Genomic DNA, 23336 nt, shown 5'->3' with positions numbered 1-23336 from the left:
CCTTCCTGCCCCGCCGGGCCGCTTGCATTGCCCGGGGTCTGGTCGCTCCCTAACTTGGGGCCCAGCCATGTCGGGTGCCGCGGCACGCGACACCGGAGCCGGGTGGGGATGCTGGGGGAAGACCATGGCGGGAAACACCGGTCGGAATGGCACTGGAGGCGGCTCGGGCTCCGGGTTCGAGGACTCGGACTTCGGGGACGTGCTGCTCCAGGCCGTCTCCCAGGAGTCCGCCCTGCTGCGCATCCCCACGCTCGGCGAGCGGCTGGGAGGCGGCGACGGCCAGCGGTTCGAGATTCTCGAGCAGCTCGGCGGTGGCACCATGGGCCGGGTGTTCCGCGCCTGGGACGCTCAGCTGCGGCGCGAGGTGGCGCTCAAGTTCCTGCTCCCCGGCTCGCCGCTGGACGAGCACCAGCTCTTCTCCCTGCTGAGGCAGGAGGCCCTGGCCATCGCGCAGCTCGCCCACCCGAACATCGTCCGTCTCTTCGACACGGCCGAGTGGGTGGGAGCCGCCTGGGAGCCGCGCATCCCCTTCCTCGTCATGGAGTGTCTGGAGGGCGAGTCCCTCTCCGTGCTGCTGCAACGCGAGCCCCGGCTGGAGCCACGGCGTGCCCTCGCCATCCTGGCGGGCATCGCCGCAGGGCTGGCCCATGCCCACGAGCACCACGTCATCCACCGCGACCTCAAGCCGAGCAATGTCTTCCTCACGAAGCAGGGCGAGGTGAAGCTGCTCGACTTCGGCCTGGCGTGGCTGCTGGAGGAGGGCAGCGCTCCGGGCTTCGAGGATCTGCCCAACGCCGGCACGCCGGCCTACATGGCGCCGGAGCAATGGCGGAGCGAGCGGCAGGACGAACGCACGGACATCTGGTCCACCGGCATCGTGCTGCACGAGATGCTCACCGGAACCACGCCCTACCCGAACGCCCACCTGCAGGAGCTGCGTGCCCGGGTGCTCTCCCCCGAGCCCATCCCGTCCGTGCGAGAGCACCACCCGGAGCTGCCCCGGGAGGTGGAGCCGCTGCTGCGCACGATGCTGGCCAAGCCTCCCGAGCGGCGCTACCAGACGGCGCAGGAGCTCGTCGAGGAGCTGCGCGAGGTGAGGGAGTCGCTCGGCCTGCGCGGGCAGGCCCCGCGCCGCGTGAGGCCCGAGCGGCGGCAGGTGACGCTGGTGTCCTGCCGGTTGACGGGGCTGGCCGCGCCCGGGCAGGTGCTGGACGCCGAGGACATCGGCGAGCTGGAGGAGGCCTTCCACCAGCAGTGCGCGGAGCTCGTCCAGCAGCGCGGGGGCTCCATCGTCCTGGCCATGGGCGACGAGGTGCTGGCCTGCTTCGGCTACCCGGCGGTGCGCGAGGAGGACTCGGAGCACGCGGTCCAGGCGGGGCTGGCCCTGGCCCGGGAGCTGCCCGCCGCCCTCCAGCGCAAGCTGCCCCGGCTCGCCTCGGACGTGCTCGCCGTGAAGGTGGGCCTGCACACGGACCAGGTGACGCTGAGCGAGCCCCCGCGCGAGCACGGCAACCGGACGCTCGTGCTGCAGGGCGAGGCCCCGAAGGTGGTCACCTGGCTGGCGGCCCGGGCCGGGCCCCACACCGTGGCCGCCAGCGAGGCCACCTGGGCGCTGGTGCGCGGGAGGTTCGAGGCCGAGCCGCTCGGCACCTTCGTCTACGAAGGCATCTCGGGGGCGTCGCGCCTGGGCGTGTACCGGGTGCTGAGCGAGCGGCCCTCGTCGTACCGCTTCGAGAAGGCGATCATCACCGGAGGCCTCACGCCGCTGGTGGGCCGCGAGCAGGAGCTGCAACGGCTGCTCTCGTACTGGGAGAAGGCCCGGCGGGGCCAGGACGGCTTCGTGCTCGTCACCGGCGAGCCGGGAGTCGGCAAGTCCCGGCTCATCCAGGAGCTGCACGCACGCGTCTGCCAGGACACCTGCATCCACTTCCAATGCCAGTGCTGGCCGCAGACCAGCACCAGTGCCTTCCAACCCATCATCGAGGTGCTGAGGCGCCTCTTCGCCTCGCGCGCGGTGGGGCCGGAGTCGCTGGGGCTCTCCGCGGAGCACGCCTCCCTGTTGAGCCAATTGCTGTCCCTGCCCGAGTCCGAGGCACGGCCTCCCCTCCAGCTCTCCCCGGAGCGGCGCAAGGAGCGCACCCTGGAGGCACTGGCGTCGCTGCTCTCGCACGTGGCCCGGCAGCACCCGGTGCTCGCCGTGGTGGAGGATCTGCACTGGGCGGACCCCTCCACCCTGGAGCTGCTCGGCTACCTCGTGGAGCGCGTGGAGCCCGAGCGCATCCTCTTCGTCCTCAGTGCCCGGCCCGACTTCCACCCGCCCTGGCCCGCGCACCCACGGATGCACCGGCTCACGCTGGAGCGGTTGTCTCCGGAGCACACCGCGGCGCTGGTACGCGAGGCCGCGGGAGGGCGCGACCTGCCCCCGGAGGTGATCCGGCAACTGGTGGCCCGGACGGATGGCGTCCCCCTCTTCGTGGAGGAGCTGACGCACATGGTGTTGGAGCGAGGCACCCCGGACGCCATCCCCATCACCCTGCACGAGCTGCTGCTGGCGCGGTTGGATCTGCTCGCCCCCCGGCAGAAGTCACTGGCCCAGGAGTGCGCGGCCATCGGACGCAGCTTCTCGCACGCGCTGCTGGCCACGCTGACACGCCGGAGCCCGGCGGCGCTCCAGCGCGACCTGGAGGAGCTGGTCGAGGCCGGGCTCCTTCAACCCCTCAACGAGCGGGCCGGGCTGGGCTACCGGTTCCGCCATGCCCTCATCCAGGACGCGGCCTGGCAGTCGCTGCCGCGCAGCGCACGCCGGAAGCTGCACCACCGCATCACCGAGGCCCTGCTGGAGCAGTCCCCCGAGGTACGCCAGACGCAGCCGGAGCTGCTCGCCCACCACTACACCGAGGCCGGTGAGGACGAGCCGGCCATCCACTACTGGTTCCAGGCCGGGCAGCGCGCCAGCGTGCGCTCGGCCAACCACGAAGCGGTGAGCCACTTCCAGCAGGCCCTGCGGCTGTTGCGCCTGCAGCCGGACACGCCGGAGCGGCTCCAGGAGGAGTTGCGGCTGCTCATCTCCCTGGGCATCCCGCTGGCCCAGGTGCAGGGCTACCGCTCCGCGGAAGTGGAGCGCACGTACGGCCGGGCCCGCGAGCTCATCCATCAGGTGGGCGAGGCACTCCCCCGGCTGCAACTCTCCTACTGGGGGCTCTTCGTCTATTCCTTCTCCCGGGCCGAGTACGGCGTGGCGCACGAGCTCGCTGCGCGGCTCGTGGCGCAGGGCGAGCGCCACCAGAACATGGAGCTGCTCGCGCTGGGGCACCGGATGATGGCGGCCACCTTCTACATCTGGGGAGAGCTGGCCGCGGCGATGGACCATGTCGAGCGGGGACTGGCCTGTCCGGACCTGCCGCTCGAGGCCCACCGCGTCATCGCCGAGAAACAGTGGATCAACCCGCGCGCCACGACGCTGGCCTTCGGGGCCATGGTGTACTCGGCGCTCGGGCGCGAGCAGGAGGCCCGGCGCTCCAGCCAGGAGGCGCTGGAGTTGGCGCGGCGCATCGGCCACCCGCATACGACGGCCATGGTGCTGAACTACATCTGCGTGGCCTGCCAGCTGCGCCGGGAGGCCAGGTGCGCCCTGGAGTGGTCCGCCCAGGCCATCGCGCTCGCGCACGAGCATGGCTTCCGGGCCTCGGAGATCTGGGCCACGCTCATCCAGGGCTGGGCCATGGCCGAGCTGGGACAGGCCCGCGCGGGGCTGAAGCTCATCCGCGAGGGCATCGCGGCCTGGAGGGGCCCGGGCATCAGCGCCGGCCTGTTCCACCACGACCTCGGCCTGATGGCGGAGCTGCACCTGAAGCTGGGACAGCCGCACGAGGCGCTGGCGCTCCTCAATGAAGCGCTGGAGCGGGCGCCCACGGAAGGCCAGCACTTCTACGAGGCCGAGCTGCACCGGCTGCGAGGCGAGGCCCTGCGGGTGCTCGACCACGAGCTGGACGCGCGCGAGTGCTTCCTGCGCGCCATCCAGGTGGCCCGCCGTCAGGGGGCCCGCGCCTTCGAGCAGCGGGCCCGGGAGGCACTCGGAGCCCAACCTCCAGAGCACCGCCACCTGTAGCCTGGGGGCTCAGAAGGGCCGCTGGAGCCGGTAGCCCATGCTTCCCCCCGCGTGGACCTCCACCCCATCCAGCTCGGGCTGGAACCTGCCCTCGATGCGTGCCCGGCGCAGGCCCCTGTCCAGGCGGAACACCGCGTTGTTGAGCCAGCCACCCTTGATGAGGAACTCGGCCATCTGCTGGGACTCCCAGCCCAGCCGCAGCTTCACCTTCTCACGCTCCTCGGGTCCCGCCGCCAGCAACCCGAGCACGTTGTTCCAGACGCGGTCGCGGTAGTACCGGAGCCCCGCGCTGGTGGCGAGCTCGTCGAACATTCCACCCGCCCTGCTCAACAGGCCCATGGCTCCCCGGAACTCCCGGCCCAACACCTCCTGGAGCTTCGGGTTGGTGCGCACGAGGACGTTGTTCATCTGGTCATGGTCGAACTTCCACCGCGCCATGAGCTCCAGGGTCCGGCGCTCCCTCGCCCCCGGCTCCCTCACCTCGTGCCGCAGGCGCAGCAAATCCTCGCGGACGACGTCATGGATGCCCTGGGCCAGGTCGAAGTTGATATGGGCATTGATGCCGAGCAGCATGCACAGAAGGATGCTCGGCCGGGGCCTCGCGGCCTGCTCCATCGCCAGGCCCCAGGCCTCGCAGATGGGCTTGTTGTCGGGGTAGCACGCCCGTGAGCGCGTGAGGGACTCGAAGTAGAGCCCCGCGAACCGGCCCGCGAGCCGATCCACCCAGGAGGGGTCGAAGAAGATGGGGCCCGTCTGCTCGAAATCCCCCGTCCCATGGACCGCCGCGTTCACCTGCGCGGTCATGACGTAATAGGCGCGCAGGAAGATGGCGCGCCCGTCATTGCGCGCGTAGAGCATCTTCAGCTCCTTCTCCATGCAGCACAGCGCCTCGCCCGTGGTCCGGGGCTGGTGGCGCGCGTCCCTGCAATCGGCGCCGCACTCAAGCAGCGGAGCGGTGGAGGTATCATCCATGGCAACTCTCCCTCTCGGTTCCCGTCGTCCAGGGCGGATGGAGAGGGAGAGCGCCATTTGTGACGCGGGCCGCCATCGCCCGCCTGCCCGCTCAGTCGCGGCGGTACATCGTCACCACACACGCGCCGCCGAGGCCGAGATTGTGCTGCAACGCCACGCGGGCGCCCTCGACCTGGCGCTGCTCGGCCTGGCCACGGAGCTGCCAGACGAGCTCCGTGCACTGCGCGAGACCCGTGGCGCCCAGCGGGTGGCCCTTGGAGAGCAGCCCGCCCGAGGGGTTGGTGACGAACTTCCCGCCGTAGGTGTTGTCGCCGTCCCAGATGAACTTCTCCGCCTCGCCCTCCTTGCACAGGGAGAGCGCCTCGTAGGTGAGCAGCTCGTTGGCGGTGAAGCAGTCGTGCAGCTCGACGACGTCCACAGCCTCGGGGCCGAGGCCGGACTTCTCGTACACCTGCTTCGCGGCGAGGGCGGCCATGTCGAAGCCGACCATCTTGATCATGCTGTCGCCGAAGCTGGAGGGCAGGTCCGTGGTCATCGACTGGGCGGCGATGTACACGGGGTTGGAGTGTCCCAGCTTCCGGGCGAACTCATCCGAGCAGACGATGGCCGCGGCGGCGCCGCACGTGGGCGGGCAGCACTGGAAGCGGGTGAGCGGATCGAAGACCTCGTCCGAGGCGAGGACCTCCTCCACCGAGAGCGTCTGGGTGAAGAGCGCGAAGGGGTTCTTGCTGGCGTGCTTGCGGGCCTTCTCGGAAATCTTCGCGAAGGTCTCGCGCTTCGTGCCGTACTTCCAGCGGTACTCGCGGCCGGCGCCGCCAAACATCTGCGCGGCGAAGGGCGACTGATTCATGCCCTGGGCGCGGTTCATGGTGTCCACGTGGCGCTCGAGCGGATTGGCGCGGTCGTCGAACTTGGAGGCGAGCGCGCCCTTCTCCATCTTCTCGAAGCCGAGCGCGAGGACGCACTCGGCCATGCCGCCCTCGACGGCCTGGCGCGCGAGGTAGAGCGCGGTGGAGCCGGTGGAGCAGTTGTTGTTCACGTTGATGACGGGGATACCGGTGAGGCCCACCGAGTACACGGCGCGCTGGCCACAGGTGCTGTCACCGAAGACGTAACCCGTATAGGCCTGCTGGATGTCGCCATAGGAGATGCCGGCGTCCTTGATGGCCGCCTGCGCCGCCTTGGACGCCATGACGTCGTACTCCTCGCTGGCGCCCGGCTTGGCGAACTTCACCATCCCCACTCCGATGACATTGACTCGACGTCCCATGGTTGTTGTCCCTTTCTCTTGGAGCGGATTGATGACCATCCGGTGGGTTACAGGAAACGCAGGCGCCGGGCCGCCAGCACATCCCCGTCCACGCGCAGCTTGCCCTGCATGTACAACCGCGTGATGGACTGCGGGTCTTCCTTCAAGGTGACCAGATCCTCGTCGGAGATGCGCACCGTGGTGTCTGGCTTCTCGACAGTCCCCTCGCGCACGCCCGGAGTCTCCCGACCGTCCACCACCCAGGAGCCCTTGGGGCCGGTGACGAGGAACTGGATGACAGCACCCAGCTCGCGGGCCAGCTCGGGCTTCTGCGCCAGCCGCTCGCCGAGCGCCTTGAAGATGGCCGGAGCCTGGCCGTTCCCCGTCTTCTCGCCGCCCGAGTCCGGAGCCGGAGCCGCGGACGCCTTCGCGGGAGCCGAGCCCTCCCCCGCCGGCCCCACCTTCGCGAGGAAGCCGAGCTTCTGCGAGGCCATCACGTTGCCGGTGATCTTCAGCTTGCCGCCGAAGTAGAGCTTCTGCGGATCCGCCTTGCCGGAGGTCATGGCGAGGAAGTCCGCGTCGGTGAGCTCCAGGGTGCAGTCGGCCTTGCCCTGGGCGCCCTCCTGCACCGAGCCCGCGCCGTTCTTGAGGTCCAGCGTCCAGGCGCTGTCCGGCTGGGTGAGCTTGAAGAGGTAGACGTTGGCCACCTGGGTGATGAGCTCGGGGTGCTGGGCCACATAGGCGCGAATGGCCCCGAAGACCCTGGCGCTGGCGGAGCTTCCACTGGCCGCGGCGGGAGCGCTGGCCTGCGCGGCGGGCTTCGCCTGGGCCGTGGGAATCTCCTTGTGCAGCTCCACGGCGGCGTTGCTGATGACGACCTTGTCGCGCTCGACGGCCTTGCAGCGGATGATGACGCGCTCGCCGTCCTTCCACATCTCGGTGCGGAGCGTCTCACCGGGCAGCACGGTGTCGGCGAAGCGCACGCGGATGCTCTTGAAGAGGCGCGGGTCTCCGTTGGCGAAGGCCTTGATGACGTGGCGGCCCACGTAGCCGAAGGTGCACAGGCCGTGGAGGATGGGCTTCTGGAAGCCGAAGTTCCGGGCGAACTCGGGGTCGGCGTGCAGCGGGTTCCAGTCACCAGACAGCCGGTAGAGGAGCGCCTGGTTCTCGTGCGTCTTCTCGGTGATGACGGCGTCGGGTGCGCGCTCCGGGGGAGGAATGTCCGTCACGGGCCCGCGCTCGCCCCCCCAGCCGCCCGCGCCGCGGACGAAGGTGGTGATCTCATTGCGCACGAGCGGCTCGCCCGTCTGCGCGTCGTAGCTGGTGACCTCGGTGACGACGAGCGCGTTCTTGCCCTTGTCGAAGATGTCCTTGATGCGGCCCTTGTGGCGCAGCGTGGCCTTGGCGGGCAGCGGGCGGAGCAGCTCGGTGTACTGCTCGCCGTGGAGGACGCGGTCCAGGCCGTAGTTGAGCCCCGGGGCCTGCTTGCCCTCGGCGGACATCTTCAGGACGGAGTTGAGGGCGGGGATGACGCCGTAGGTGGGCAGCGGGCGGAAGCCCTCGCCGTGGAGTTCGTAGACGTACTGGAGTTCCTTCGTGTCGAGCGGATCCTGCGCGGCGCCCACGCCGAGCGCGTAGAGCGAGAGGTCACGCTCGTCATAGGAGGAGCGGGTCTCGGGGAACTCGTAGCCGAGCGCGGCGTCGACGTCGATGAACTCGTTGCCGCCCTTGCTCTGGGAGGTGAGGTTGTCCATGACCGGCTGCATGCCGGAGGCCACGTCGGTGGGGTGGGTGGCGCCGGTGAAGCCGGTGATGGACTCCCAGGACTTCTGGACGGCCTCGGGAGAGATGGCGCGGCCGAGCTTGAACACCTTGCCGCGGGTGCGCTCCCAGCGGAGCTTCGCCATGAAGCCACCGCCCACCTCGAAGAGAGCGCCGGTCTCCTGGCAGTCCTCGTGGCAGAGCCAGGCGGCGAGCGGGCTGACGTACTCGGGGCGGAGCGCATCGACGACCTCCTTGGGGAGGATGGTCTCGGTCATGCGGCTGCCAGCGATGGGGGCGATGGCGTTGACGAGGATGTTCTTCTTGCGGCCCTCGATGGCGAGCGTGTTGGCGAAGCCGACGAGGCCGAGCTTGGCCATGCTGTAGTTGGCCTGGCCGAAGTTGCCGTAGATGCCGGCGGCGGAAGCGGTGAAGAGAATGCGGCCGTAGCCCTGGTCGCGCAGGTGGGGCCAGACGGCCTGGGTGACGCGGAAGGCGCCGAGCACGTGGACGCGGTAGATGAGCTCCCAGTCCTGCTCGGTCATCTTCTGGAAGCTGGTATCGCGGAGGATGCCAGCGTTGTTGATGACGATGTCCACGCGCTTCCAGGTATCGAGCGCGGTCTGGACGATCTTCGTGCCGTCCTCGACGGAGTCGTAGTTGGCGACGGCCTCGCCGCCAGCGGCCTTGATTTCAGCGACCACCTTGTCGGCGGCCTCGGAACCACGGCCGCCGCCGGTGCTGGAACCGCCGAGGTCATTGACGACCACCTTCGCTCCACGGCTCGCGAGCAGCAGCGCGTGAGAGCGGCCCAGGCCATTACCGGCACCGGTGACGATGGCGACCTTCCCGTCGAAACGAAGCTCGTTGCCCATTCAGTCTCCTTGCGGAGCGAGAGCAGACGACGAGCCGGTCACTTTGACAAGTGAGTCAATCCAACCCAAGAACCCCTCTCCCCTCGGGAGAGGGACGGGGTGAGGGTGCCACGCCCCCCGGGTTTGACTCCGTGTGCGCCAAGAGCGCGCCAGAAGTTCGCCGAGCGAAACGACGCTCCGCGTTACGGATGCGCGTGGCGCTCACTGTCGAGGTGCTTCATCTGTTCCGCGCCATACCGCTCGCCGGAGATGTTCACGATGGAATCGAGGGCCGAGAGGTCCTCCTTGGACAAGGTCCGATTCAGAGCACCCAGCGAGTCCTCGAGCTGCGCGACAGTCTTTGCCCCCACCACGGGAACGAGAGTGGGCTGGCGCGCGAGCACCCAGGAGACGGCGAGCTGCCCCGGGGACATGTTCCGCTCCCGGGCGAAACGCTGGAGCTCACCCACGACATCCTCGTTCTTCTCCCGGTTCGAGCCGGTGAAGCGGGGCAGATACGCGCGGTAGTCGCCCGAGCCCTTGGGCTTGCTGCCGGTGAGGAGACCCCGCGAGAAGACACCGTAGAGGGTGGCGCTGATGCCTAGCTCGGCGAGCGCGGGGAAGATCTCCGCCTCGGGGCCGCGGCTGGCGAGCGAGTACTCGATCTGCAGATCGACGATGGGGTGGACGCGGTGGGCGCGGCGGATGGTCTCGACGCCAACCTCGGAGAGGCCGATGTGGCGCACATAACCAGCCTTCACGAGCTCCGCGATGGCGCCGATGGTGTCCTCGATGGGGACGTTGGGATCGAGCCGGGCGGGGCGGTAGATGTCGATGACGTCCACGCCCAGACGCTTCAGGCTGTAGGCGACGAAGTTCTTCACGGCGGCGGGGCGCGTATCCACGCCGCCCCAGCTGCCATCCGGGCCGCGGAGCGCGCCGAACTTCACGGAGAGCTGGACCTTCTCCCGGCGGCCGGCGATGGCCTTGCCCACGAGCATCTCGTTGTGGCCCATGCCGTAGAAGTCACCGGTGTCGATCAACGTGACGCCGCGATCGATGGCGGTCTGGATGGTGCGGATGCTCTCGGCGTCATCGGTGGCACCGTACATGCCAGACATTCCCATGCAGCCGAGTCCCAGCGGGAATACCTCGGGGCCCGTGGAGCCGAGCTTCACCGTGCGCTGCGTCTGCTTCGAGTCGTGCGTGCTCATCGTTCGTCTCTCCTTCTGCGCAAAGACTATGGATCGACACGCTGAAATCCAATGAATAGGATGTATCTGAATCATGCACGGCATCTATGAAAAGGATCTCGACCTCAACCTGCTGCGAGTCTTCGTGGTGGTGGCGGAGGCGGGCAGCGTCACCGAGGCGGCGAGCCGCCTCTACCTCACACAGCCGGCGGTGAGCGCGGCGCTGAGGCGGCTCACCACGGCGGTGGGTGCACCGCTGTTCGTCCGGGCGGGACGAGGGCTCGCGCTCACGACACGGGGGCGGCGCCTGTTCACCACGGCGCAACCGCACCTGCAGGCGCTCGTCGAGGCGGCCGTCGCTCCAGCGGCGTTCGACGCGAAGACGAGCGAGCGGACGGTGCGGATTGGCCTCTCGGACTCGAACGAAGCCTGGCTCCTCCCGCCGCTCCTCCGGCTGCTCGCCGAGGAGGCACCCCGCATGAGGCTCATCGTGGTTCCGGTGCAGTTCCGCACCATCGCCGAGGCCCTGAGCTCCGCGGCGGTGGACCTCGCGGTGACGGTGGCCGACGAACTGCCCGCGGGCACGCGGCGCCTCGAGCTGTTCACGGGAGGATTCGTGTGTCTCTTCGACCCACGGCACACCCGGCTGGGAAGAACCCTGACCCTGGAGCGCTACCTCGCGCACGAGCACGTCATCGTCTCGTACAACGGGGATCTGCGAGGCATTGTCGAGGACATGCTGGGGGTCCAGCGGCGCGTGCGGGTGTCGGTTCCCACGTTCCACAGCGTGGGTGCGCTCGTGGAGGGCAGCGCCCTGCTCGCCACGGTGCCCGCCATGGTCGCCCGGGAGGTCATCTCGGTGCGTCCGAACCTGCGTACGGTCGCACCACCCATGTCCCTGGGGAGCGCGCCCATGGAGCTGCTCTGGCGGAGCACGGTCGAGGACGACGAGGCCATCCGTTTCATGCGCGAGCGGGTGGTGCGAGTGGCGGAGGCGGCGCAGGGCCCGGCTTCTTCGAAGAGGGCCCAGGCGTCCATGACCGCCCGTGAGTGAGCAGGCATGCGGAGGGGCGTTCCCCCTGTACGCGAGTGCCACTCGCGCGTGAGAGCGGGAGCAGAGCGCCCACCCTGACGCCCGATGGAAGAAGGCACCTCCCGATCCCCACCCTGAAGAGCGGAGGCGGGCTCGTGACAGGACCCGCCCGGCATGAGGCACGGAGGGATGGGACATGCGTGGAACCTGGACGAAGACGGCACTCTTCACGCTGGTGGCGATGCTGGGAGTCTCCGGTTGCGGTGGCCCGATGGAGGACGAGGGCCCCACGGATGAGCAGGAGGAGCTGGCGCTGGACGAAGGTGACGTGAGCGCGCTCGAGGGAGACAAGCCCTCCTGCAAGAAGGTGAAGGCGGACCCGGAGCTGCTGTGGCCGCCGAACCACAAGTTCCACACCGTCAGGCTGAGCGGAAAGGACGACTACGGAAAGCCCTTCAGGGTGACCATCAAGAAGGTGCTGCAGGACGAGCCCGTGAATGGCCCGGGTGACGGCAACACGGAACCGGACGCGAGGTGGGTGGGCGATTACCGGGACCGGGTGCAGGTGCGGGCGGAGCGCAGCGGCCAGGAAGACGGGCGCGTGTACTGCATCACCTTCACGGCGAAGGACAGCAAGGGCAACACGTGCACGAGCACCGTGGAGGTCGGCGTCCCGCACGACATGGGCGGACAGTCGGAGCCAGTCAACTCCGGGTGCAAGTACGACTCGTTCGAGGACTGAGCACGGACAGCGAAGCCGGAAGCCGCTGTGACTGGCGGCTTCCGGCCCCTCATGGACTAACCGTTCCGCCGGCGCCGGGAACCCAGGCCCACCAGCGCCAACAGCGCCAGCATTCCCGCGCTCCCCGCGCTGGTGCTGTCACAGGCGCATCCACCCGCCTGCTCCGGCGCCTCGAGGCTTCCCGTCACCGGAATCAGCGCCTCGGCCTCCGTCTCTCCCTGCAACCACACCTCCACTTCATTCTCGGCCTCGCCCTCCGTCTGGGGCTCGAAGGCCACCGAGATGGTCGCGCTTCCTCCCGGCGGGAGGGGCTCGGCCAGGGCCTTCGCCTCCAACGAGAAAGGCGTCCCCTCGAGGTTCTTCAGCTTCACCACCACGCGCTGCGGCTGTGAGGAGTGATTGGTGATGGTGATGTCCCTGGGCGCCACCTGCGTACCCGCGGCCACCTGGCCAAACTCCAGGCGCGTCCGATCCACGCTCAGGAAGCGTTGTACCGCCCTGCCCTCGAGCTGGACCTCCGCCGAGCGGGGCTTCGGCGGCAAGGTGGTGCCAAAGGACAGCTGGGTCTCGGACAGCGTCTCCACCATGGGCTGGTAGCCCACCGGCACGATGATGGACATGCCGGGCTCCAGCGTGCGATCCCGCACGAGGGCCTCGTCATACAGGAAGGGCACGCCCGTGGCGTACGTCACTTCCGGCGCGGCGAGGATGATGGGATCGCTGCTCAGGTTGGTGAGGGTGAGCGGCTGCACGCGCTGGGCGCCCCCAACGCGCACCGCACCAAAATCCAGCGGCGTGGGCATGACGGAGAGCACCGCGGGAATGCCCTTGCCATTCAGCTCCACTCCGAGCGGGTCCGGCATTTCGCTGAAGGAGAACTTCAACACACAGTCCACCTCGGCCTCGGACGAGGGGGTGAAGCGCACCATCACCTCCTGCTCCTGACGGGGCCCCAGCGAGAGCGGCAGCGGCGGCACCATCACCGAGAACCGCGAGGCGCCCGCTCCCTCCACCGTCACCGCCGTGAGGGTGACGGGCGAGTCGCTGTTGTTGATGACGCGCACCGTGCGCGGGCTCGAGGGGTAGTGGATGAGCTGCCTGCCGAACTCCAGCACCGGCGTCGAGAGTTGGAGTTGCTGGCGAACGCCCACACCGGACATCGGAACCACCACGCCCGGCATATACGTGTCGTTCGACTCCACCACGAGCTGGGCCGCGAAAACCCGCTCCGCCTCCGGCTTGAACGTCACGGCGATCTCCGAGGTGGCCCCCGGCACCAGGGAGAAGGGCAACGCGGGCGACGTCAGGAGGAAGGAAGCCACGTCCGCGCCCCCCACCACCAGGGAACGCACGGTGAGCACACCCGTGCCCGTGTTGGTGAGCCGGAGGACGCGCGGCGCGGAAGGACTGCCCACCCGCACGCTTCCAAACTCCAGACCCGGCGACGACAGCTTCAGGACCGGCGAGGTTCCCTCCCCCTGGAGGTTCACCTCCACGGCCTTGTCATTCGTGTAGACGATGGCCCGGGCCTGACGCAGGCCCAACGCCTGCGGGGTGAACAGGATCGGGACGAGGACACTCTCCGAGGGCTTCACCGCCAAGGGAAACGTCACCGAGCCGCCGACGCCAAAATCCAGCGCCGCGCCCGGGGCTCCTGCTGGAGCATCCACGAAGGCGATGTTCGAGACGTACAGCTCCCGCTCTCCCGTGTTCTTGATGGAGAGGTTCTGGGAGGTGGGCACCCCCACGTTGGCTCTACCGAAGGAGAGGTCGGCAGGCAGCACCTCCACGGCGGCGGCGAGTCCCGTGCCATCCATCGATAGATGAAGGGTGGGGTTCAACACGGAATCACTCCGGATGACGGTGGAGGCGCCGGCATAGCCGCGCCTCACGGGCTTGAAGGTGACCGTGAACGGCCGATCCTCGCCCGGCTGCAGCACCGTTCCCGGAGGCAGACCGGAGACGGTGAATGCCGCATCCTCGGGAGGATCCACGCCCGTGACCGTCAGCTTGTACTCGCCCGAGTTGGTGAGCGTCACGCTCCGCGCCACACCAGGAGCCCCCACGTCCACACCCGAGAAGGACAGGGAGGAGGGCGTCAGGCTCATCCGTCCGTCGATGCCAATGCCCTTCAGGGACACGGAAGGAGCCGCCGTGACGGCATTGCTGATGATGTCGAGCCGGCCTTCCACCATCCCCAGGGTCCTCGGGGTGAAGGACACATAGACGGGCACCATCTGGCCCACGCCAATCCTCAGCGGCGCGCTCTCCGTGGGCGATGGCGAGATGGAGAACACGGAGGGATGGATGAAACGCGTGATCTCCAGCTCGGCCGTGCCCGAGTTCCTGATCATCAACGAGAGGGGCTCGCTCACCACCGTCACGGGCTGCTTGCCGAAGTCCAGTGCGGACACGGATGTCTCCACCGCCGAGGTGGAGCTCAGCGCGAGCTTGCTCCCCGCCAGGGTCTGGGACGGTGATTCCGGGGGCTCACAGGCAGCCAACAAGCCAAGACACAGGACAAGCAGGGCTTTGAATCGAAGCAATTGTCGCTCCCAACCATCTCGATGAAGGGGCGCACGCTAACCGATTCCTGGCACAACCAAATACAGGCAAACCACGGCTCCCAGGAGGAACCAAAGCCATGGAGCGTTCCCCGAAACACCGGCGGCCGGCACCTGGGTGACAGGGGCCGGCCGCCGGGGCACGACGATTCAGACTCCACCCCCCTCCCCCTCCGGAACAACCAGAGGAGGAGGGCGGCGGTATGTCAGTTCAGCCAGCGGCGGCGGCGCAGCAGGCCGAGGAGCGCCAGGCCGAGCACGCTGGCCGGGGCGCCCGTGCCGGTGGAGGAGCAGCCGCCCGGATCCGGCGTGGACGTGGACAGCGTGGCCGTGGCCTCCACGGTGGTGTTGTGCGAGGCACCACGGGCATCCGTCACGGTGAGACGGAAGCTGTAGGTACCGCTCGCGGGCACATCCACGTTCAGCACCGCCTGGTTCGCGTTGGCGAGCTGCATGGCCGGGCCGCCGATCTGCTCCCACTGGTAGGAGAGCGCGTCCCCATCCACATCGCTGGAGGCCGAGCCGTCGAGCGTCATCGACTCCTGGCTGCCAGAGAGGAGGATGCGGGCCTTGGCCACCGGAGCCTGGTTGCCAGAGGGCGAGACGGTGACCGTGACGGTGGAGGGATCGCTGGAGAGCGAGCCATCGCGCACCACCAGCCGGAAGACGAGGTCGGTGCTCGACCTCACGGCCGGAGCGAGGAACGACGGCGTGGCGGTGTCAGCCCCCGCCAGCGTCACCCACGGACCACCCACCTGCGTCCACTGGTACGTCAGGGTGCCGCCGTCGGGGTCGAGGCCGCTGCCCTCGAGGTTGACGGTGGTCTGGGACACCGCGGAGATCGCGGGGCCCGCGTTGGCCGTGGGCGCGCGGTTGACGTTGCGCACGTTCACCGTCACGTCACGAGTGGCCGAGGCCTCGCCGTCGCTCACCGTCACGCGGAAGGTGAGCACGCGGTCCGCGGGCACCTCCCCGGTGGAGAAGGTGGCCGTCGCGGTGTTGGCACCGGAGAGCTCCACCGCCGGGCCGGACACCTGCACCCAGTTGTAGGTCAGCGCGTCACCGTCCGGGTCCGACGCGGTGGCCACGAGGGAGGCGGTGCTCCGCTCGTCCACCGTCACCGGAGACGCCGTCACCACCGGCGCGCGGTTCACCGGCACCACCACCACGTTCACCGTGTCGCTCACGCTCGCCGTGCCGTCGCTCACCGTCAGCACGAAGGAGAGCGTCTCGCCGGAATCCGTCTCCGGCGCGGTGAAGCTGGCGGACACCGTGTTGGCACCGGTCAGCGCCACCGGGGTACCGGACACCTGCACCCAGGCGTAGCTGAGAGCGTCCCCGTCCGCGTCGCTCGCGGAGCCGCTCAGCGTGTAGACGCTCCGCTCGTTCGCGGTGCCGTCCACGCCCGCGTTCACCGTGGGCGCGCGGTTGGTGGTGACGTTGCGCACCGTCACCGCCACGTCGTAGCTGGTGCTGGTGAAGCCGTCGAACACCGTCACGCGGAAGGTGAGCACGCTGTCGGCGCTCACCTCGCCCGTGGAAAAGGTGACCCGGGCCGTGCTGGCCCCGGAGAGCGCCACCGGCGTGCCGGACACCTGCGTCCAGCTATAGGTCAGCGCGTCACCGTCCGGGTCCGAGGCGGTGGCCTCGAGCGTGGCCGTGCTGCGCTCGTCCACCGTCACCGCGGGCACCGTCACCACCGGAGCGCGGTTCACCGGGTCGACCATCACGTTCACCGTGTCGCTGGCGCTCGCCTTGCCGTCGCTCACCGTCAGACGGAAGGTGAGCGTCTCACCGGAGACCGTCTCCGGCGCGGTGAAGGCAGCCGTCGCCGAGGTGGCATTGGTCAGCGCCACCGCCGTGCCGGACACCTGCGCCCAGCTGTAGCTCAACGTGTCCCCGTCCTCGTCGCTCGCGGAGCCGCTCAGCGTGTAGGCGCTCCGCTCGTTCACGACGCCGTCCACGCCCGCGTTGGCCGTGGGCACGCGGTTGACGTTGCGCACGTTCACCGTCACGTCACGGGAGGCAGTGCCGCCCTTGCCGTCGCTCACCGTCACGCGGAAGGCGAGCACGCTGTCGGCGCTCACCTCGCCCGTGGAGAAGGTGGCCGTCGCCGTGTTCGCCCCGGAGAGCGTGACCGGCGTGCCGGACACCTGCACCCAGTTGTACGTCAGCGCATCACCATCCGCGTCCGAGGCAGTGGCCTCGAGCGTGGCCGTGCTGCGCTCATCCACCGTCACCGAGGACGCCGTCACCACCGGCGCGCGGTTCACGTCGTGGATGACCACGTCCACCGTGTCGCTGACGCTGCTCTGGCCGTCGCTCACCGTCAGGCGGAAGGTGAGCGTCTCGTCGAGCGACACCTCCGGCGTGGCGAAGGTGGCGGACGCCTTGTCGTAGTTGCTCAGCGCCACCGGCGTGCCGGACACCTGCGTCCAGAGGTAGCTGAGGGTGTCCCCATCCGCGTCGCTCGCGGAGCCGGACAGCGTGTAGCTGCCACGCTCGCTGGCCGAGCCATCCAGGCCCGCATTCACCGTGGGCGCACGGTTGACATGACGCACCGTCACCACCACGTCCTGGGTGGCCGAGGCCTCGCCGTCGCTCACCGTCACGCGGAAGGTGAGCGTCTCACCGGAAGCCGTCTCCGGCGTGGTGAAGGTGGCCGTCGCGGTGTTGGCCCCGGAGAGCGTGACCGGCGTGCCAGACACCTGCGTCCAGCTGTACGTCAGCGCATCACCGTCCGGGTCCGACGCGGTGGCCACGAGGGAGGCGGTGCTCCGCTCGTCCACCGTCACCGCGGGCGACGTCACCACCGGCGCGCGGTTCACCGGCACCACCACCACGTTCACCGTGTCACTGACGCTCGCCTTGCCGTCGCTCACCGTCAGACGGAAGGTGAGCGTCTCACCGGAAGCCGTCTCCGGCGCGGTGAAGGTCGCCGTCGCCGAGGTGGCACCACTCAGCGCCACCGCCGTGCCGGACACCTGCACCCAGCTGTAGCTCAGCGTGTCCCCGTCCGCGTCGCTCGCGGAGCCGGAGAGCGTGTAGGACGCGTGCTCGTTCACGGAGCCATCCACGCCCGCGTTCACCGTGGGCGCGAGGTTGACCTGACGCACGTTCACCACCACGTCCTGGGTGGCCGTGGCCTTGCCGTCGCTCACCGTCACGCGGAAGGTCAGCACGCTGTCGGCGCTCACCTCACCCGCGGAGAAGGTGGCCGTCGCCGTGTTCGCCCCGGAGAGCGTCACCGGCGAGCCGGACACCTGCACCCAGCTGTACGTCAGCGCATCACCATCCGCGTCCGAGGCGCTGGCCACGAGGGAGGCCGTGCTGCGCTCATCCACCGTCACCGAGGACGCCGTCACCACCGGCGCGCGGTTCACGTCGTGGATGACCACGTCCACCGTGTCGCTGACGCTGTTCTGACCGTCGCTCACCGTCAGGCGGAAGGTGAGCACCTCGTCGAACGCGACCTCCGGCGTGGCGAAGGTGGCGGACGCCTTGTCGTAGTTGCTCAGCGCCACCGGCGTGCCGGACACCTGCGTCCAGAGGTAGCTGAGGGTGTCCCCATCCGCGTCGCTCGCGGAGCCGGACAGCGTGTAGCTGCCGCGCTCGCCGGCCGAGCCATCCAGGCCCGCGTTCACCGTGGGCGCACGGTTGACGTTCAACACGCGCACCGTCACGGTGTCGCTGGCGGTGAGCGCGCCATCGCTGACGGTCAGCCGCAGCACCATATCCGTGTCACTGGTCACATCGGGGACCGTGAAGGACGGGGTGCTCGTATTGGCGCCCTCGAGCACCGCCGCCGGGCCGGACAGCTGCGTCCAGCTGTAGCTCAGGGCGTTACCATCCGCGTCCGACGCGCTGCCGGACAGCGTCGCGCGCGAGCGCTCGTTCGCCGTCAGGTCCGCGCCGGCGTTGGCCATGGGAGCACGGTTCATGCACACGCCGTTCTCATCGGCGATGCCCGTGAACGGATTGTTCACGATGCCAGTGAAGGCCAGGTCATCCAGCAACCAGCCCGTCGCCGCGAAGCTCTCGTCGGAGCCGATGCGGAAGCGGATCCGCACCGTCTGGCCCGCGTAGGTGGTGCCCAGGTTCAGCGTCGCGGGCACGAACGTGGGGAAGTCCGGGGTCGCCGCCACGAGGGCGGGCCGGGCATTCAGCGGGTTCAGGTTGCCCGCGTAGGTGGCGAGCGTGCCGTTGTACAGGGGGGCACCAACGTCCACCCACGTCGCCCCTCCATCATTGGAGAGCTCGATGACGGCACCGTCGTAGTGGCCGGTGGAGTCGGACTCGAAGTCATGCGCGTGGCGGAAGGAGACGACGAGCGGCTCCGTGGCGCTCACCTCGAGCGGCGGGGTGATGAGGCGCAGGTCGCTCGCGGCACCCAGGTTCGGGCCGAAGAAGGCCCGGTTGAGGTCGGCGATGAACTCGACGATCCCGAAAGCGCCCGGGGTCAGCGCGGGGTTGTACTCGACCATCCACGGCACCGCACGAGCCTCCACCGTCTCCGTGGCGGAAGTGGCCGGCGCCTCGTCGTAATGCGTCTTGATACCGAACGAGTGGACCTTGTCACCCGGAACCGCCTGGCCCTCGTCACGGAAGGCGAGGTTGAAGGAGACGATCTGCCCCTTCGTCGCGCCGCGGAGCGTCACGGGAACGGACACCTCCGCCTCCTCCCCCACGGGAATCACCGGGAAGCGCAAGAAGCCCCCGTTGCCCATCGTCACGCCAGGAGAGGGAGAGAGCACGGTGACGCTGGTGTTGCTGGCCGGCATCGAGCCCGTGTTGCGCACGGTGACGATGATGCGTCCCGTCTCCCCGTTGTCCAGGACGCCGTCCATGTCGCAGGAGCCGGTCGCCACGTCGTCGGCGAACAGGGCGGAGACGAGCTCCAGATTCGTCCCGACGCTGAAGCTCTCCACCACACCGGCGTGGTCGGTGGAGTAGCGGTCCGGAGCCACCGCGCCCACGCCCGCGCCGCGCCGGGCGAAGGCCTTCCAGAAGCGCTCGCCGTCGGCCGGGTCGTTGGCGGTGGCCGCCGCGATGATGGCGTCACGCGCCTCCGTGTAGGTGGGCGCCGCGGGCGTCATCTTGAACCCGTTCACCAGGTAGCTCTTCATGCGGCTCTGCGCCTCCGCGAAGGGATGCGCGCGCAGCAGCGACACGTAGCACTCCCACAGCATGGTGGCCCACACCTCACCGGAGTTGTGGACCTGGGAGTTGACGCCGACCGGGGCCATGGGCGCCGAGGTGGGCAGCGCCACGCCGTCGGAGATATGGCGGAACATCAGGGCGTTCTTGGCCAGGTCCGCCGAGTACGTCACGCGGCGGATGCCGAAGAAGGCGGAGTCCGGGGAGCTGCCACGCGTGGCGTACTCGGCCGCGCCGTAGGCACCGTTCCAGTCCGCGTTGGCGGCGGCCAGGGCGTCCTCCGCGCGCGTCACCATCAGCAGCGCGGTGAAGTCACCCCAGCCCTCGCCCATGGCGCGGCCCTGGTTGTTGACCAGACCGGACGAGTTGGCGATGAGGCGGTTGCTGATGTAGTGGCCCCACTCGTGGGCCACGATGATGTTGTCCACCGTGCCGTCCAGGCTCAGGGGCGACGAGCGGAACAGCCGCACGTAGACCCCGGAGGCACCGCGCAGCACCGCGCCCTCCGCCTTCGTGAGGCGCAGCGTGGGAATGGTGATGGTGGTGGAGGCGCCCCCCAGGTTGGTGATCCATCCATCCACGTTGTCCGCGATGATGACGCCGAGGGCCCCCGCGTTCTGCGCGTTCGTCACCTTGTCGGTGAAGTCGCAGTTGCCACGGTCGATCAGGGCGATCTTCCCGGCCACTTCCGCCGCGTTCGACAGCGCGGTGCACGCGTCGGTGCTGGTGCCGACGCCGTCCAGGGCGGACACCACCTCACCGCCGACGTCGAAGGACTGCGGACCGAATTCGGCGGCGACGCCCGCCTGGATGTCACGCGCGATGCTCGCGGGCGCTTGCACCTTCACGAGCGCGTTGCGGCCGGTGAAGCGGTACATCTGCATGCGCGGGGAGAAGCCGTCCGCCGGCGTGGCCATGTTGGCGTTGTTGAGACCGCTGTAGTCCTGCGCCTGCGCCTGGATGGCGTCGTTGCCCAGGCCGCCGCGGCCGTAGTTGTTCGTCTGCGCGTTGCCGGAGGCCTCGTCGAAACCCGAGTCGTAGAACCAGTCGTGCAGCCAGTTGTTCAAGAAGAACAGGCTGGTGGTGGCCGCGGCGATCTGCGCCGTATTGGCATTCGGCTCGATGTCGAAGAGCATGGTCCGGTCGAACACGCCCGGCGCGGTGACGCTGGGGCGCAGATCGCCCGCGCTGTAGAAGTCCGGCGCGACGAGGTCCGCGTATGCGTCCACGTTGTTACCGGTGGTCACCGTGGCGCCGGCCGGCAGCCAGGGGTCGTTCCGGCTGAAGGGGACGTTCTGCAGGGTGACCAGCGCGGGCGGCACGAACGCCGGGATGAAGCCGCTCGGCGTCCCCGTGGGGTGCGGCGTGGCGTTGGTGCCCGAGGGGCCGTCATGCGGGGTGTACGGCGGCGTGGTGTCCGCGAAGACGCGGTAGGAGTACTCCGCATCCGCCGTCAGGTTGTTGCGCATCAGCAGCCGGCCATCGGCCGCGGACACGACGTAGGAGTAGTAGTCCGACTCCTTGCTGTCCACGCGTCCCGTGTTGAGCTCCACGTAGTAGGCGGGGACCAGTCCGCCCGGCAGCGGGTAGAGCACCTGCTTCGCCCGGGCCGGGAGGAGGAGCCGCTCCGCCAGCGGGCGCGCATAGGACACCGGCTCGTAGTGTACGTACTTGCCGGTCTCCCGCTTCGCGTCAACTCGCGCGAGCAGGCTCTTGTCCATCTCGCTTCCGGTCAGGTCCCGGTAGGCCAGGGAAATGGCCTCGGAGGCCGTCAGCTGGAAGCGCACCCGCGAGGCAGGCACGTCCGCGGAGGCGTGCTTGGACAGGGAGCCGGAAACGGCCACCAGATCATTGCTCCGGTTGAGCAGCAGGCGGAGCGACTGGCGGAAGACCTCGATGCCCGCAGCCTCCTGGGTGAGCGTCACCACCTTGATGCCCTGCGCGTTCTCGCTGATGGACTGCACCCGCGCGCCCGCCGACTCGAAGGAGCTCAGGCCATAGAGGCCGGCGTGCTCGGAGAGCTGCGCCAGGGCGGCCTTCTCCGGCGCCATGCGCGCGAAGGGCGCGGCCCGCTTCGCGGGAGCACTGCCCTTGTTGACCCAGAGGAACGTGGGTGAATCCGTCCGCTCGTCCCGATGGGCAACGCGCGTAACCGATTCCTCCACGGGCTTGAAGCTCCGGCCCGTGGGTTTCACATCCTGCAGTGCATCGTAGTTCGGTAACGACCGGGCAGCGGCGCCTGTGCCCGACAACACCAGCGCCAGCCCTGACAGCGTGGCAACCAACCGTCTCACGTGGGGGAGCTCCCTGTGCATACGACTGCGGAGATGGGAGCGTCCTCGAAACGTCGAGCGGCCTGAGAACCCACCCCGGCACACGTGCCGCGGCGCGCCTGGCCACCCCGGGTCACTCCCAGATGACAAAAGTGTCACCTGGTTGAAATCGTAGTGCCCTGGCGTATGTGGGTTCAAATACGACAGATACTTTTTCCTACCGCCTCTCCAGCGAGGACGGAATCCGGGCTCCCCCTGGCGGAGGCCGGGCCGCGCGGGCGTCTACGCCTCGGGGGCGAGCTTCAGGCCACGAGACCTGCGGGCCCGGCGCTGCTGACGATCGGCCTGGTGGCGGGACACCATGCCGTAGGTGATGCGGTAGCCGACCCACGCCGTGGGCACGCCCAGCACGACGCCGCCAATGACGAGGCCGAGCCCCACCTCGAGCGCATCCGGGCCGGAGAAGGACAGCGCGCTCAGGTCGAACGAGCCCGCGCCAGCCGTCGCCACGGACTGGGGAGGAGCCGGAAGGAGGCGGTGCGCGATGGGGCGGCCGATGAGGTAGCACAGGCCGTAGACGGGCGCGGCGGTGACGGGGTTGTTGAGCCACACACCCGCGGCGGCGGCGACGCGCGAGAGCTGGAAGTGCGTCAGCCGGCGCACCAGCTCGGCGGCGGCGAGGGCCAGGGGAAGCTGGAGGCCCATGACGGGCAGCACGGCGATGAACAACCCGAGCGCCATGCCACCGGCGATCTCACCCGGAGCTCCCGAGCCGCGCAGCAATCGCACGCGCGCGCGCCGGAGCTTCCTCTTGGCAACCTTCCACCACGACGGCACGGGGCACCACTCTTCTCGAAACACTTTCGGGGAACGGCGCCAGGATAATGCGAAGCGCGGGCGCGCGCAGGACATCGTGGCGGAGCCCGATTGGCCGCCTGCCATCAGACATCAGATGGCGTGAAGGGCGCTCGGGAAGGGGCGGAAGCCGAGCGCGGCCTCCACGAAAACACGCAGCTCACCGGCGGCCCACGGCGTGGCGAGCGCGAAGTGGATGATGCTGGCCTGGCTGAGGGTGGAGGCTTCCTCGGGGCGGAACTTGCTGGACAAAAGAACGCGCGGACCGGGGTAGTTGCGCTCCACCAGGGTGGCGAGGAAGTCCGCCGCGCCCCGGGCGTCCGCCAGCCCCAGGTCGAGGACGATGACGGTGGGAGCCGGCTCGAGGTCGAGCAGGGGCAGGGCCAGGGCGAAGGTGTTGACGGGGAGCAGCTCGAAGGCCGGCGACAGCTCCCTGCGGGCGGTGTCGCGCAGCACGGGGTCGTCCGCCACGAAGAGGACACGCATGGGCCCGGAGGCGGCCCGGCCTTGGGACGAGGAAGGCACGGACACAGGCTACAGCCGGAGAGGAAGCAGGGGCAACGCATCCCACGGGG

11 protein-coding genes are annotated in these 23336 nt (G+C 69.2%); 3 read left to right on the top strand and 8 right to left on the bottom strand.

Features of this window, described 5'->3' with window-relative positions:
- Positions 1-124: 124 nt before the first annotated feature.
- Complete coding sequence (locus tag BO221_RS08475) at positions 125-4108, top strand: protein kinase (RefSeq protein ID WP_083680862.1); 3984 nt, start codon at positions 125-127, stop codon at positions 4106-4108.
- 9 nt (positions 4109-4117) lie between these two features.
- Here BO221_RS08475 and BO221_RS08470 read toward each other — a convergent pair whose 3' ends face one another.
- From BO221_RS08470 to BO221_RS08455, 4 genes are all read right to left on the bottom strand, one after another.
- Positions 4118-5080, bottom strand: coding sequence for a DUF5995 family protein (locus BO221_RS08470; protein ID WP_073559877.1), 963 nt, complete (start codon positions 5078-5080; stop codon positions 4118-4120).
- A 91-nt stretch (positions 5081-5171) separates the two neighbouring features.
- On the bottom strand, positions 5172-6350 hold the full coding sequence (locus tag BO221_RS08465) for a lipid-transfer protein (protein ID WP_073559876.1): 1179 nt from the start codon (positions 6348-6350) through the stop codon (positions 5172-5174).
- A gap of 47 nt (positions 6351-6397) precedes the next feature.
- Entirely contained in the window at positions 6398-8965 is a 2568-nt protein-coding gene (locus tag BO221_RS08460; RefSeq protein ID WP_073559875.1) for a peroxisomal multifunctional enzyme type 2, read from the bottom strand.
- 182 nt (positions 8966-9147) lie between these two features.
- The gene (locus BO221_RS08455; protein ID WP_073559874.1) at positions 9148-10158 is read right to left on the bottom strand and encodes an aldo/keto reductase; all 1011 of its coding nucleotides are present in this window, start codon (positions 10156-10158) and stop codon (positions 9148-9150) included.
- A 73-nt stretch (positions 10159-10231) separates the two neighbouring features.
- Between BO221_RS08455 and BO221_RS08450 the strand changes: the two genes are divergently transcribed.
- Together BO221_RS08450 and BO221_RS08445 are read left to right on the top strand one after the other, a co-directional pair.
- A complete protein-coding gene (locus BO221_RS08450; protein WP_073559873.1) occupies positions 10232-11191 on the top strand; it encodes a LysR family transcriptional regulator in 960 nt (319 codons plus the stop codon).
- Positions 11192-11366: 175 nt separating this feature from the next.
- The gene (locus BO221_RS08445) at positions 11367-11912 is read left to right on the top strand and encodes a hypothetical protein (protein WP_073559872.1); all 546 of its coding nucleotides are present in this window, start codon (positions 11367-11369) and stop codon (positions 11910-11912) included.
- A gap of 56 nt (positions 11913-11968) precedes the next feature.
- On the opposite strand, the gene BO221_RS08440 is transcribed toward BO221_RS08445, so the two are convergent.
- The 4 genes from BO221_RS08440 to BO221_RS08425 all read right to left on the bottom strand — a co-directional run bounded on the left by BO221_RS08440 (position 11969) and on the right by BO221_RS08425 (position 23286).
- Complete coding sequence (locus BO221_RS08440; protein ID WP_255408447.1) at positions 11969-14338, bottom strand: choice-of-anchor D domain-containing protein; 2370 nt, start codon at positions 14336-14338, stop codon at positions 11969-11971.
- A 344-nt stretch (positions 14339-14682) separates the two neighbouring features.
- Entirely contained in the window at positions 14683-21927 is a 7245-nt protein-coding gene (locus BO221_RS08435; protein WP_304528696.1) for a myxosortase-dependent M36 family metallopeptidase, read from the bottom strand.
- Between the two features lie 261 nt (positions 21928-22188).
- Positions 22189-22743 (bottom strand): DUF2062 domain-containing protein, encoded by a 555-nt coding sequence (locus BO221_RS08430; RefSeq protein ID WP_073559869.1) that lies wholly within the window; start codon positions 22741-22743, stop codon positions 22189-22191.
- A 111-nt stretch (positions 22744-22854) separates the two neighbouring features.
- Complete coding sequence (locus BO221_RS08425) at positions 22855-23286, bottom strand: response regulator transcription factor (RefSeq protein ID WP_143195337.1); 432 nt, start codon at positions 23284-23286, stop codon at positions 22855-22857.
- Positions 23287-23336: the final 50 nt, after the last annotated feature.

This window comes from Archangium sp. Cb G35 (assembly GCF_001896145.1).
Classification (GTDB): domain Bacteria; phylum Myxococcota; class Myxococcia; order Myxococcales; family Myxococcaceae; genus Archangium; species Archangium violaceum.
The sequence above is the reverse complement of the archived record's forward strand: the minus strand, read 5'-3'. Positions and strand labels throughout refer to the sequence as shown.